The sequence below is a fragment of the Cellulomonas sp. P4_A2 genome (genome assembly GCF_056402515.1).
On record NZ_JBFUHG010000003.1, the window covers coordinates 41570 to 53805 of the forward strand.

The window sequence follows — 12236 nt, forward strand, 5'->3', positions numbered from 1 at the left end:
GCGGTGATCGGCTGACACGATGGCGTCATGACGACCGCCGACCTCGACATCCGTTCGGTGACCCTCGACGACGCCGGGGAGCTGCTGACGCTCCGTCGGGCCGCCTTCGTGACCGAGGCCCAGCAGTACGGTGACCCGCACATCCCGCCGCTGACGCAGACCCTCGAGGAGCTCCAGGCGGACCTGGAGGCCGAGGGTGTCATCACGCTCGGCGGCTGGTACGGGCACCGGCTCGTCGGCTCGATCCGCGTGCTCATCGAGGGCTCGAAGGCGACGCTCGGCCGGTTCGCGGTGGCCCCTGACCTGCAGGGACAGGGTTTCGGCACGCAGATGCTCATGGCGATCCTGCCGTTCCTGCCCGACGGCATCGAGGAGGTCTGGGTGTTCACCGGCCGCGACTCGGTGCAGAACATCGCGCTCTACGCGAAGCACGGCTACGAGCACCAGCACGACCAGACCGCCGGCGACCTGACGTACGCGTACCTGCGCAAGCTGCTGGGTGACGGATCCGAGGCCTGACGGCTCAAGTGAGGTCGTCCGCGGACCGATGTCCGTTCTGTGACGGAAGCGCACCAGCAGGGGGCAGGCGCGGCGGCAGGGGTCGACGACCCTGACCGGGCCGACCTCGTCTACGCCTGGGCGAAGGCTGCGGACCAGGTCGACGAGCTCGACCTGGCCGCCACCCTCATCGCGCACGCCGGGCACCCCGCGACCGCGACGGCCACCCGTCGGGCGGGACTCGCGTACCTGAGCGGTGACGCCGCGCTCGTCCTGACGATCCTCGCCGAGATCGGCGCGAGCGAGGTACCGACGGACGGCCCGCGGTCGATGAACCACGTCCTCGTGCTCGGAGCCCAGGCGATCGAGGGCGACCAGGCGGCGTTCGCGACCCTGGTCGGGCTCGGGGCCCTCCTACCCGTCGACCACCGCCCGTGGTACCTGTACATCCTGGGCGTCGCCGCCGAGCGGACCGGCCAGCGAGCAGTCGCCGCCGACGCCTGGCGGGCGCTGTTCGTCGACCACGGCGTGCGTACGACCTACGTCGTCGGTCGGTTCGCCAGCAGCTGGATCGCGACGCGGAACCGCGTGGTCGACCCGATCGAGCGAGTCGCACAGGCGGCCCATGCCGTGCGGTCGGCGACACCGCGACCGTGGCACGACACGTATGCGCTCGAGCGCGCGGTCGAGGCTCTGGAGGCGAGCGACGACAGGGCAGGCGCGATGCTGCTGGTGGGCGCCGTTGCCCGTACCAGCCCGCGCTCGGCGCAGCTCGACGACCTCTCCCGGCGGACGCGGCCGGTCGTCCGCACCGCACCCGCTCTGCTTCCCTGGGTCGGCGCGACGGTGCTCACCCTGCTGCTCGGCCTCGTCGGTCTGGCGGCCGGGGTCCTCGGGATCGCTCTCCTGCGCGGACGCTGGCGGGTCGTGCCCGACCTGTCGCCGACGGACGAGCGCACGTGGTTCGCCCTCGATCGGTTGCCCCTCGACGACGAGCAGCGACGGCTGCAGAGTGCCGACTCGCAGCTCAAGGGCCTCGCCGTCCTGTTCGCGCTGCTCGGCCTCGTCCTGGGCGCGGTCGCCGCGGCAGGGATCGCCGCCGTCGTCGCCGACGCCTGGCCGGGAGCACCCCTCGTCCTGGTCGCAGGATGGTGGCTCGCGCCCGTGCTCGCCCTGCCTCTGCTCGGCGTCAAGCTCGGCCGCCGGCTGATCAGGCTCTCGGACGCGAGGGTCCTGCGCCGTCGGGAGGCGGAGGCCGACCGTGCCCGGCTCGTCGACACCGCCGCCTGCGGCTGCTGGGAGCGCAGCGTCCACGTCGGCCCGTACGCCGTCGCCTATGCGGCACACCACCTGCGCCCCGCCGCGCCGGTCGTGTCGGCGACGTGGCGGCCCGTCGTGCTGGAGTGCCCCCTGTCCGGCCTGCGCTGGCTGTCGACCGCCTCCGCGTCCGGCGTCTCCATGCTGCTGCTGCGGGGGACCCCGCCGCAGGCCGTCGCCGAGCCCGAGCCGCTGCCGGTCGGCACGGGCGGCTATCTCTGAGACACGTCGACGGCCCCGTCGAGCCGTTGCTAGTCTGTGCGGCGTCGCGACTGGCGAAACGGGTGGGTCACCACCGGGGAGCGACGTAGCAGCAGCAGACCATGGGTCGGACGCCTGGGCCCCCGGTCACCCCACCGGTCCGACTACCGAGTGCGCGGTGACACCGTGCGCGCTGACTGCCAGGGAGTGCCATGAGCAACACCCCGATCCTCGACCAGAACATCTCCGAGCTCGACCCCGAGATCGCCGCCGTCCTCGACGGTGAGCTGGCCCGCCAGCAGGGCACCCTCGAGATGATCGCGTCGGAGAACTTCGTGCCCCGCGCGGTCCTGCAGGCGCAGGGCTCCGTGCTGACCAACAAGTACGCCGAGGGCTACCCGGGCCGCCGCTACTACGGCGGCTGCGAGCAGGTCGACATCGCGGAGAACATCGCGATCGACCGCGCCAAGTCGCTGTTCGGCGCCGAGCACGCGAACGTCCAGCCGCACTCGGGCGCCACGGCCAACGCCGCCGTCCTGCACGCGCTGATCAACGCGGGCGACAAGATCCTCGGCCTCGAGCTGGCCCACGGCGGCCACCTCACACACGGCATGAAGATCAACTTCTCCGGCAAGCTCTACCAGGTCGGCGCCTACGGCGTGGACCCGGACACCTTCCTCGTCGACATGGACGCCGTTCGGGCCAAGGCGCTCGAGCAGCGGCCCGACGTGATCATCGGCGGCTGGTCGGCCTACCCGCGTCACCTCGACTTCGCGGCCTTCCGGTCCATCGCCGACGAGGTCGGCGCCAAGCTCTGGGTCGACATGGCGCACTTCGCCGGCCTGGTGGCCGCGGGCCTGCACCCGAGCCCCGTCCCGCACTCCGACGTGGTGTCCAGCACGGTGCACAAGACGATCGGCGGCCCCCGCTCGGGCTTCATCCTGAGCCGCGAGGAGTACGCCAAGAAGATCGACTCGGCCGTCTTCCCGGGTCAGCAGGGCGGTCCGCTCATGCACGTGATCGCCGCCAAGGCCGTCGCGTTCAAGGTCGCCGCCACCGACGAGTTCAAGGACCGTCAGCAGCGCACGCTCGACGGCGCCCGCATCATCGCCGAGCGCCTGTCCGCACCCGACGTGACCAAGGCCGGCGTCTCGGTCCTCACCGGCGGCACCGACGTGCACCTGGTGCTCGTGGACCTGCGGCACTCGGACCTGGACGGCCAGCAGGCCGAGGACCTCCTGCACTCGGCCGGCATCACGGTCAACCGCAACGCGGTGCCCTTCGACCCGCGCCCCCCGCGCGTCACGTCGGGCCTGCGCATCGGCACGCCGGCGCTCGCGTCGCGCGGATTCGGCGACGCTGAGTTCACGGAGGTCGCGGACATCATCGCGACCGCCCTGATCGACGGCGCGTCGACGGACCTCGACGCGCTCAAGGCCCGCGTGCTGAAGCTCACGGACGGCTTCCCGCTCTACGACGGACTGCGGCAGTACTGATGACGGCCCAGCTTCTCGACGGCACCGCCACCGCGAAGCGGATCAAGGCCGAGCTGACCGAGCGGGTGGCCGCACTGGCCACCCGCGGGGTCACGCCCGGCCTGGGCACGCTCCTGGTCGGCGACGACCCGGGTTCGCAGTGGTACGTGGCCGGCAAGCACAAGGACTGCGCCGAGGTGGGCATCGCCTCGATCCGCGAGGACCTGCCCGCCACGGCCACGCAGGACGAGATCGAGGCGGCGGTCCGACGGCTGAACGAGGACCCGGCCTGCACGGGGTTCATCGTCCAGCTGCCGCTGCCGAAGGGCATCGACACCAACCGCGTGCTCGAGCTCGTCGACCCCGACAAGGACGCGGACGGCCTGCACCCGACGAACCTCGGGCGCCTGGTGCTGCGCGTCAACGAGCCCGTCACCTCGCCGCTGCCGTGCACGCCGCGCGGGATCATCGACCTGATCCTGCGGCACAACATCGACCTGCGTGGTGCGGACGTCGTCGTCGTGGGACGCGGCGTCACCGTCGGCCGCTCGATCGGGCTGCTGCTCACTCGTCGCGAGATCAACGCGACCGTGACGCTCACGCACACGGGTACCGACGACCTCGCGGAGCACACGCGGCACGCCGACGTGATCGTCGCGGCGGCGGGTGTCCCCGGGATCATCACGGCGGAGATCGTCAAGCCCGGCGCGGTCGTCATCGATGTCGGCGTCTCGCGGACCGTGGACCCGGAGACCGGCAAGAGCCGCGTCGTCGGCGACGTGGACCCGAACGTGCGGGAGGTGGCGTCGTGGGTGTCGCCCAACCCGGGTGGCGTGGGTCCCATGACGCGCGCGATGCTGTTGAGCAACGTCGTCGACACCGCCGAACGGCTGCTCGGAGCCTGAGACCCTCGGGAGTGCCCCGGGTCGGCCGGGGCGCTTCCGAAGGAGTCCGTCATGGGCATCGTCCGTCCGCACCTGTGGTTCGACGACCAGGCCGAGGACGCGGCCAACTTCTACGTCGCCGTCATCCCGAACACCTCGATCCTGTCGGTGGTGCGGGCCCCCGCCGGTACGCCCGGGGTGGCCGAGGGGTCGGCGTTCATCGTGGAGCTCACCCTCGACGGCATGCCTGTCACGCTCCTCAACGGCGGTCCGGTGCTGAAGCTCGACGACGCGTTCTCGTTCGTGCTCGAGTGCCAGACGCAGGCCGAGATCGACCACTACTGGGACGCGCTGCTGGCCGACGGCGGCGTGGAGTCGCAGTGCGGCTGGCTGAAGGACCGGTTCGGGCTGTCGTGGCAGGTCACGCCCGCGGGCCTGGACCGGTGGATGGCCGCTGACGCCGACCCGGAGGGCACCGCGCGCGTGATGGCGGCGCTGCTGCCGATGGTCAAGCTGGACATGGACGCGCTCGAGGCCGCCTACCGGGGCTGATGCAGGATGGTCGGGTGCTGACCATCGCCTCTGTCAACGTCAACGGGATCCGCGCGGCCTACAAGCGCGGCATGGGCGCCTGGTTGGAGGCGCGCAGGCCGGACGTGGTGCTCCTGCAGGAGGTCCGGGCGTCCGACGAGATCCTGGCCGACCACCTGCCGCCGGGGGAGTGGCACCTGGCGCACGAGGCGAGCGAGACGGCCGGCCGGGCCGGGGTCGCGATCGCGTCCCGGCTGCCGATGTCCGCCGTGCGGATCGGGCTGAAGACGGGCGTGACCAGCGACTCGGGCCGCTGGGTCGAGGCCGACCTGACGATGCCGGCCCACGAGGGCGCGCCGGGCCGGACCATCACGGTCGTCTCGACGTACCTGCACTCCGCCACGGCGGGGCAGCCGTCGATGGACGAGAAGTACGCGTTCCTCGACCATGTCACCGCGCGGCTGGCCGACATCGCCGAGGGCGGTGGGTACGCGGTCGTCGCGGGGGACATCAACATCGCGCACCGCGAGGTGGACCTCAAGAACTGGAAGGGCAACCTCAAGCACGCGGGCTTCCTGCCGCGCGAGCGGGCGTACCTCGACCGCTGGTTCGACGACCTGGGCTGGCACGACATGGGCCGCGAGCTCGGCGGGGAGGGCCCCGGGCCGTTCACGTGGTGGTCCTGGCGCGGTCAGGCGTTCGACAACGACGCCGGCTGGCGCATCGACTACCAGCTGGCGACGCCCGACCTCGCGGACGCGGCGGTGACGGCGACCGTCGACCGGGCGGCCACGTACGCCGAGCGGTTCAGCGACCACGCGCCCGTGGTGGTCGAGTACGACCTCTGACCGACGAGCGTGTGACCTGCGTCGTCGGGCGGTACGTTGGCGGCACAGGGGTCGACGAACGGAGCCGCATGACGCGTCGGCGCTCGGCCGGGCCGGTGGCGGCGCTCGTGTCCGCGCTGCTGGTGCTCGTCGGCCTCGTGCTGGTGCCGGCCTCCGCGGCACGCGCCGACTTCGCGTCGCAGTGCGCGTCCCCGGACCGGGTGGTCAGCGCCACGGACCCCGCGATCACTGTCGCGTCGGGCGAGGTGGTCCTGGTGGCGGCCGACTTCACCGGTGGTGTCAACGCGCTCCCTCGGGGCGGGACGCTCTGCGTGGCACCGGGCGCCACCCTCACGGGCTTCTACCTGAACAACGCCGAGGGGGCGATCGTCGTGGCAGCCGGAGGCGCGCTCGACCTCCCCTCCGTCGTCGTCGCGGCGGGGTTCTCGCTCGAGCTCGAGGGGGCGGCGCAGTTCGACGGCCTCGGCGCCAACGGCAGCGTCGACGTGCACGTCCACCCCGGAGGCGAGCTCGTCGTCGGCAGCTCGCTGTCGCCCGGCGGCGGAGCGTTCCGCAACGAGGGCACGTTCGAGGTCCAGGGCGCACTGAACGTGAACTCCACGGTGCGCGTCGAGAACAGCGGCTCGCTGGACGTCGCCGGCTCCGCGAACCTCGACGGGACGCTCGACAACTCCGGCGTCGCGACGTTCGGATCCACGGTCACGATCAACGGCTCCGGGTCGCTGCAGAACACCTGCACCTTGAGCACGGCCGCGAGCCTGGTCAACAACGCCTCCGGCTCGGAGAACGCGGGGATCGTGACGGCGACCGGGAGCTTCCTCAACAACGGCACCTGGCGTCAGTCGAGCGGCGGCGTGCTGACCGCCGCGACCCTGACGGACGACGGCGTGGTCGGCGGCTTCGGCGGCTACCAGTTCTCCGGTCACACGAGCGTCCAAGGCGCCTTCGTCGGGGACTCGGCGACCGATCCCGTCCGGGTGCAGTCCGTCGCGCCACCGGGGCAGATCTTCGACGTGCAGACCGGCACGGTCCAGAACGTGCTCCGCGCGACCGTCGATGCGGGTGGCAGCCCGGCGGGCTGCGCGGTCCCCGACGGCCCCATCGCCGACGTCGTCTCGTTCAAGACCGGCCCGGCCAAGGCGCTCCAGGGCGACACCGTGGTGTACGAGATCGTCGTGGCGAACCGCGGCCCCGACGCGGCGGCCGACGTCACGGTGAGCGACCCGCTGCCTGCGGGCTTCGTGCTCGACCCTGCGTCGACGATCGGGACCGTGGTCGGCGGCGCCCTGACCTGGCACTTCGCGACGCTGCCGGCTGGATCCACGCTGTCGCTCAAGTACTCGGGCGTCGTCACGGCGCCGCCGGGCTCCACGCTCGTCAACGTCGTCAGCAGCACGTCGACCACGACGGACCCGTCGCCGTCCAACAACGACGGCAGTGCCCAGTCGAGCCGGGTGAGCACGGAGGTCGTCGGCGCCGTGCCGCCTCCGAACACCCTGCCGGTCGCCCAGGACCTGGTCCGGGACACGACCACCGCCGCGCTCGTGCTCGGGACCGTGACGGCGAGCGACCCCGACGCCGGGCAGGTGCTCACCTTCACGCTGCAGGTGCCGCCGACGGACGGTGCCGTCGACCTCGGTCCGAGCGGCGAGTTCCAGTACCGGTCGGACTCCGACTTCGCCGGCGTGGACACGTTCACCTACCAGGTCTGCGACAACGGGTCCGCGCCAGGCTGTGACGAGGGGCTCGTGACGATCAACGTCCGGCCGCGCGCCGTCGACGACCTCGCGGAGTCGTTCCCCGCCGTCCCGGTGACCGTGCCGGTGGTGGCCAACGACACCGACGGCGCCCCGCTCGACACGACCCCGGTGACCCCGCCGACGAACGGGACGGTGGCGCTCGACCCCGCAACCGGTGCGGCGACGTACACGTCGTCTGCCGGCTTCACGGGCGTGGACACGTTCGAGTACCGGATCTGCTCGCCGAGCGAACCGACGTTCTGCGACACCGCGCTCGTCACGGTCACCGTCGTGGCCCGCAACGACCCGCCGACGATCGCCCCGCTCCTGATGCGCACGACGACCGACGTCCCCGTGACCGACGACCTGGTGGTGGCAGACCCCGACGCCGACACGGTCACGACGTACTCCGGCATCCCCCCACGGAGCGGGACCGAGGTCGTCGAGCCCGACGGGTCGACCACGTACTCGCCGAGGTCGGGGTTCGCCGGGCGTGACCAGTACGGCGTGTTCGCCTGCGACGACGGTGTCCCGCGGCTGTGCGCGACGGCGCGCGTCGACGTCGAGGTGCTGCCGGTCGCTCTGCCCGACAGCGCGCAGACGACCGCGGGGACCGCCGTCCCGGTGGACGTCTCCCCGAACGACGCGGGCCTCGTCGGGCCGCCGGCACTGGCGTCGCCGCCCTCGAACGGGACGGCGACGTTCGGCGGGACGGTCGCCCGCTACGTCCCCAGCGCCGGGTTCGTCGGCACCGACAGCTTCACCTACACGATCTGCGCGACGACGGCTGCGGATCTCTGCGCGACGACGACGGTCACCGTCGTCGTGAGTGCCGTCGTCGTGACGCCCGGGCCGACGCCGCCGCCCGTGACGCAGGTTCCCGGCCCGGCACCTGGTCTGGGCCCCGGTTCGGGCGCGATCGCGGCCACCGGGGCGGAGCCGGTCCCCATGCTCCTGCTCGCTCTCGCGCTCCTGCTCGGCGGTGGCGCGCTCGTCCGGGTAGCGCGTCGTCGCGCGTAGCGGGCACCGGGCTCGGTGGTCGAGCCGGACCTCCGCGCGGAGCACCCGACCCGCTCCGTGCGGAGGACGCGCCCGGCTCCCCGCCGTGGCTACCGTGGTCGGATGACCGAGCCCCTGCCCCGAGGCGGACCACCCTGGGGAGCCGGTCCTCCGTGGGGCCCCTGGTCGGGGGAGCGCCCGCGCGCCGCCTGGCTCGCGCTGCCGGTCACCGCCCTCGCGGTCGTCACGATCATGGGCTGCGTGTTCGTCGGGTTCTGGCACACGCACGCGCGGCCGTTCGATCTCGGCGCGGTGGCCCTGCTGCTGCTGGCACCCGCGTCGATCCTGCTGGTGATGCGGCGGCGCGGTCCGTGGGCGGTCGTCGGGGGCGTCCTCGCCGTCCTGGGACCGGTGTCGTACCTCGCCCTGGGCTACCCGCCGGGTCCGGCGGTCGTCCCGCTCGGGTTCGTCGTCGTGGCGGCCGGCGCGACGAGGCAGCGGGCCCTGTCGATCGCCGCGGCGGCCGCGGGAGCGGTCGGGGTCGGGGTGGTCGCGCTGGGCACCGGGGCGCCGACCGCCGTGTACGCGTGGTTCACCGCGATCGGGCTCGGCGTCGCCGTGGGCATCGGCGAAGGGGCTCGCGAGCGTCGCGAGCGGATGCGCGCGCTGCGCGTGGCGCGCGAGTCGCGCGAGGAGGCCGTGGCTGCGGCCGAGCGCCTGCGGATCGCGCGCGAGCTGCACGACGTGCTGGCCCACTCGCTGTCCGCGATCACCGTGCAGGCGGGCGTCGGGCTGCACCTCATGGACCGCGAGCCCGAGCAGGCGCGCAAGGCTCTCGGCGCCATCCGGGACACCAGCAGGGACGCGCTGGACGAGGTGCGCGAGGTCCTCGGGATCCTGCGCGCGCAGGGCGAGGCACCCCGCGAGCCGGCGGCGGCGCGCGATCTCGGCGGGCTGCTCGACCTGGTGCGGATGGCGCGCGACGACGGCCTGGCGGTGGACGACGACGGGGTCGCGCAGGCCGTCGGTGCGTCCCTGGAGGTGGTCCCGGAGGCCGTCGTGGTCGTCGTGCACCGCGCGCTGCAGGAGGCGCTGACCAACGTGCGACGCCACTCGACGTCGACGTCCGTGCTGGTCAGGCTCGTCGTCGGGCCGGGATCGGTGACGCTCGACGTCCGCGACGATGGTGATGTACAAGAGCCGGTGGCCGAAGGGTACGGACTGCGCGGCATGCGCGAGCGCGTCGAGGCGATCGGCGGGGCGCTGGCCGTCGACAGCGCCGCCGGGTTCCACGTGCACGTCGAGATCCCGTGGGCGCAACGATGATCCGGGTCCTGCTCGCCGACGACCAGGCGCTCGTGCGCGGCGGCTTCCGCGCGCTCATCGACGCGGAGCCCGACCTGACCGTGGTCGGCGAGGCGGCCACCGGCGACGAGGCCGTGCACCTGGCCACCCAGCTCCTGCCCGACGTGGTCCTCATGGACATCCGGATGCCCGGGAGCGACGGGCTGGCGGCCACCCGGCGCATCGTGCAGGACCCGCGGGCGGGTGGTGTCCGGGTGGTCGTCGTGACGACGTTCGAGCTCGACGAGTACGTCGCGGAGGCGATCCGCGCCGGCGCGTCCGGGTTCCTGGTGAAGGACACCGAGCCGGCGGACCTGCTGCGGGCGGTGCGCGTGGTCGCGGCCGGCGACGCGCTGCTCTCGCCGACGGTCACGCGACGCCTGCTGGCCACCGTCGCCCGGGCGACCCGCGAGGTCGTCGAGGTGCCCGGGATGAGCGACCTGACCCCGCGCGAGCGGGAGGTGGTCGTGCTCGTCGCCGAGGGGCTGTCGAACGACGAGATCGGCGCTCGGATGTATCTGTCGCCGCTCACCGTCAAGACGCACGTGCTCCGGGCGATGTCCAAGGTGGGCGCGCGCGACCGGGCGCAGCTGGTCGTCGCCGCGTACGAGTCCGGCATGGTGCGGCCCGGCTGGGCGTAGGAGGTCCGTTCGCAGCACCCACGACGGTCCGCCTGGACGACGACGGGTGCCGGTGCCGCGAGCGATCGTGGTGGTGCGGTCGAACGACGGCCGCCCATACGACCCGGAGGTCATCATGTTCAGCTCGCTCGCCACGCTGGCGGCACACCCCGTCGGCTGGGGCTGGGGCTGGGGTCCCGGACCCTGGTTCCTCATCTTCCCGCTGTTCTGGTTCGGCGTGATCGCCCTGTTCCTCGTGCTCGGCGGTCGTCGTCGGCGCGCGTACTGGGCCGAGAACGGCGGGTGGGGTCCGCGCAGCGGGTACCAGCAGGGCGGCACGCAGAGCGCCCGCGCGGTCCTCGCGGAGCGGTACGCCCGCGGCGAGATCGACGAGGCCGAGTACCGCGCCCGTCTCGAGGTCCTGCTGGCGACCGGTCCTCAGCCGCAGGGCTGACGCGCAGCGTCCGAGCAGATGCGGGTCGGGGCCTACATCTGCTCGGACGGTGCGGGTTCCGGAACGGGTGCCGCGGGGAGGTCGCGCATGCCGAGCAGCGGGGAGATCAGCACCGGCAGCACGGACAGCGCGGTGATCGCGACCGCGACCCAGAGCGTCGGGACGACGCCGAGGTGGGTGCCCAGCCAGCCGCCCAGCACCCCGCCGATCGGGATGGTGCCCCACACGATGAACCGGACCGACGCGTTCATCCGGCCGAGCAGGGCCGGTGGGCAGACGCGCTGTCGGAAGCTCACCTGCGCGACGTTGTAGAGCACGACCGCGAACGAGAAGGTCACGCCACCGACGATGAGCACCACGGACGGCGGGAACGGCAGCACGAACGCCAAGGGGGTCAGCGCGGCGGCGGGCACCGCGGCGAGCATCGACAGCGGCACGAGCCGTGCCTCGCCGACCCACCGGGCGAGCCGGCCGGCGACGACCGCGCCGACCAGGCCGCCGACCGCGGACGCCGACACGACCGTGCCCCAGGCGGCGGTCCCGAGGTCGAGGACGCGCAGCGCGTAGATGACCAGGACCGCGGTCTGGATCGAGTTGGCGAAGTTGCCGAGGCCGGTGGTCGCGACGATCCGCCGCAGGATCGGCTGGTGCACGACGAACGAGAGCCCCTCGGCGATCTCGGTGCGCAGCGGGCGGTGGGTGTCGGGGTGCGGGGGAGTCTCGACGTGCCGGATGCGCCACACCGCGAACGCGGAGGTCACGTACATCACGACGTTCACGGCGATGAGGGCGGGTGCCGTGATGACCTTGAGCAGCAGCCCGCCGACCGCGGGGGCGGCGACGGCCGCGACCGACTGCGTGGCCTGCAGCTTGGAGTTGCCCTCGACGATGTGGTCGAGGCCGACCAGCCCCGGCACGTAGCTCTGGTGCGAGACGTCGAAGAACACGGACGCGACGCTGATCACCAGCCCCGCGCCGATGAGCAGCGGGATCGAGGCGTGGCCCGTCATGGCCGCGACGACGACCACGGTCAGCACGGCCGCTCGGGCCAGGTCCGAGGCGAGCAGCACCCGGCGCTTGCGCATCCGGTCCACCCAGGCGCCCGCGGGCAGGCCGATCACCAGGAACGCCGCGGTCTCGGCGGCGGTCAGCAACCCCATCTGCCACTCGGTCGCGTCGAGCGACTGCACGGCGTAGACGGGCAGGGCGAGCCCGGTCAGCTGCGCGCCGAACTGACCCAGGGCGTCGCCCGTCCACAGTCGGCGGAAGTCGGGATGGTGCACGAGGGACTGGCTCACGGACCCAGGATCGGCAACTGATTGGGAA

The 12236-nt window shown here is 72.9% G+C and carries 11 protein-coding genes and 1 riboswitch; of the genes, 10 read left to right on the top strand and 1 reads right to left on the bottom strand.

The window, feature by feature from the left end; all coding sequences use genetic code 11:
* Positions 1 to 27: 27 nt before the first annotated feature.
* The 10 genes from AC1DUE_RS04175 (at position 28) to AC1DUE_RS04220 (ending at position 10910) form a co-directional block, all read left to right on the top strand.
* The gene (locus AC1DUE_RS04175; protein ID WP_477038140.1) at positions 28 to 519 is read left to right on the top strand and encodes a GNAT family N-acetyltransferase; all 492 of its coding nucleotides are present in this window, start codon (positions 28 to 30) and stop codon (positions 517 to 519) included.
* Between the two features lie 39 nt (positions 520 to 558).
* Positions 559 to 2037, top strand: coding sequence for a hypothetical protein (locus AC1DUE_RS04180; protein ID WP_477038141.1), 1479 nt, complete (start codon positions 559 to 561; stop codon positions 2035 to 2037).
* A gap of 36 nt (positions 2038 to 2073) precedes the next feature.
* A riboswitch (ZMP/ZTP riboswitch) is annotated at positions 2074 to 2164 on the top strand.
* A 64-nt stretch (positions 2165 to 2228) separates the two neighbouring features.
* The gene (gene glyA, locus AC1DUE_RS04185; RefSeq protein WP_477038142.1) at positions 2229 to 3512 is read left to right on the top strand and encodes a serine hydroxymethyltransferase; all 1284 of its coding nucleotides are present in this window, start codon (positions 2229 to 2231) and stop codon (positions 3510 to 3512) included.
* Entirely contained in the window at positions 3512 to 4396 is an 885-nt protein-coding gene (locus AC1DUE_RS04190) for a bifunctional methylenetetrahydrofolate dehydrogenase/methenyltetrahydrofolate cyclohydrolase (protein ID WP_477038143.1), read from the top strand. Before glyA ends, AC1DUE_RS04190 begins: the two co-directional genes overlap by 1 nt.
* A gap of 51 nt (positions 4397 to 4447) precedes the next feature.
* The gene (locus tag AC1DUE_RS04195; protein WP_477038144.1) at positions 4448 to 4927 is read left to right on the top strand and encodes a VOC family protein; all 480 of its coding nucleotides are present in this window, start codon (positions 4448 to 4450) and stop codon (positions 4925 to 4927) included.
* A 14-nt stretch (positions 4928 to 4941) separates the two neighbouring features.
* Complete coding sequence (locus AC1DUE_RS04200) at positions 4942 to 5754, top strand: exodeoxyribonuclease III (protein ID WP_477038145.1); 813 nt, start codon at positions 4942 to 4944, stop codon at positions 5752 to 5754.
* Between the two features lie 68 nt (positions 5755 to 5822).
* Positions 5823 to 8513, top strand: a complete 2691-nt coding sequence (locus tag AC1DUE_RS04205) for an Ig-like domain-containing protein (RefSeq protein ID WP_477038146.1) — start codon at positions 5823 to 5825, stop codon at positions 8511 to 8513.
* A 102-nt stretch (positions 8514 to 8615) separates the two neighbouring features.
* The gene (locus tag AC1DUE_RS04210; protein WP_477038147.1) at positions 8616 to 9818 is read left to right on the top strand and encodes a sensor histidine kinase; all 1203 of its coding nucleotides are present in this window, start codon (positions 8616 to 8618) and stop codon (positions 9816 to 9818) included.
* Complete coding sequence (locus AC1DUE_RS04215) at positions 9815 to 10477, top strand: response regulator (protein WP_477038255.1); 663 nt, start codon at positions 9815 to 9817, stop codon at positions 10475 to 10477. Before AC1DUE_RS04210 ends, AC1DUE_RS04215 begins: the two co-directional genes overlap by 4 nt.
* Before the next feature lie 46 nt (positions 10478 to 10523).
* Complete coding sequence (locus AC1DUE_RS04220; protein ID WP_477038148.1) at positions 10524 to 10910, top strand: SHOCT domain-containing protein; 387 nt, start codon at positions 10524 to 10526, stop codon at positions 10908 to 10910.
* 32 nt (positions 10911 to 10942) lie between these two features.
* Here AC1DUE_RS04220 and AC1DUE_RS04225 read toward each other — a convergent pair whose 3' ends face one another.
* The gene (locus tag AC1DUE_RS04225) at positions 10943 to 12208 is read right to left on the bottom strand and encodes an MFS transporter (RefSeq protein ID WP_477038149.1); all 1266 of its coding nucleotides are present in this window, start codon (positions 12206 to 12208) and stop codon (positions 10943 to 10945) included.
* Positions 12209 to 12236: the final 28 nt, after the last annotated feature.

Excerpts from the sequence above, each read along its gene's own strand:
- AC1DUE_RS04175 (WP_477038140.1), top strand. The coding sequence starts at position 28 with ATGACGACCGCCGACCTCGACATCCGTTCGGTGACCCTCGACGACGCC.
- glyA (WP_477038142.1), top strand. The coding sequence starts at position 2,229 with ATGAGCAACACCCCGATCCTCGACCAGAACATCTCCGAGCTCGACCCC.
- AC1DUE_RS04190 (WP_477038143.1), top strand. The coding sequence starts at position 3,512 with ATGACGGCCCAGCTTCTCGACGGCACCGCCACCGCGAAGCGGATCAAG.
- AC1DUE_RS04195 (WP_477038144.1), top strand. The coding sequence starts at position 4,448 with ATGGGCATCGTCCGTCCGCACCTGTGGTTCGACGACCAGGCCGAGGAC.
- AC1DUE_RS04205 (WP_477038146.1), top strand. The coding sequence starts at position 5,823 with ATGACGCGTCGGCGCTCGGCCGGGCCGGTGGCGGCGCTCGTGTCCGCG.
- AC1DUE_RS04210 (WP_477038147.1), top strand. The coding sequence starts at position 8,616 with ATGACCGAGCCCCTGCCCCGAGGCGGACCACCCTGGGGAGCCGGTCCT.
- AC1DUE_RS04215 (WP_477038255.1), top strand. The coding sequence starts at position 9,815 with ATGATCCGGGTCCTGCTCGCCGACGACCAGGCGCTCGTGCGCGGCGGC.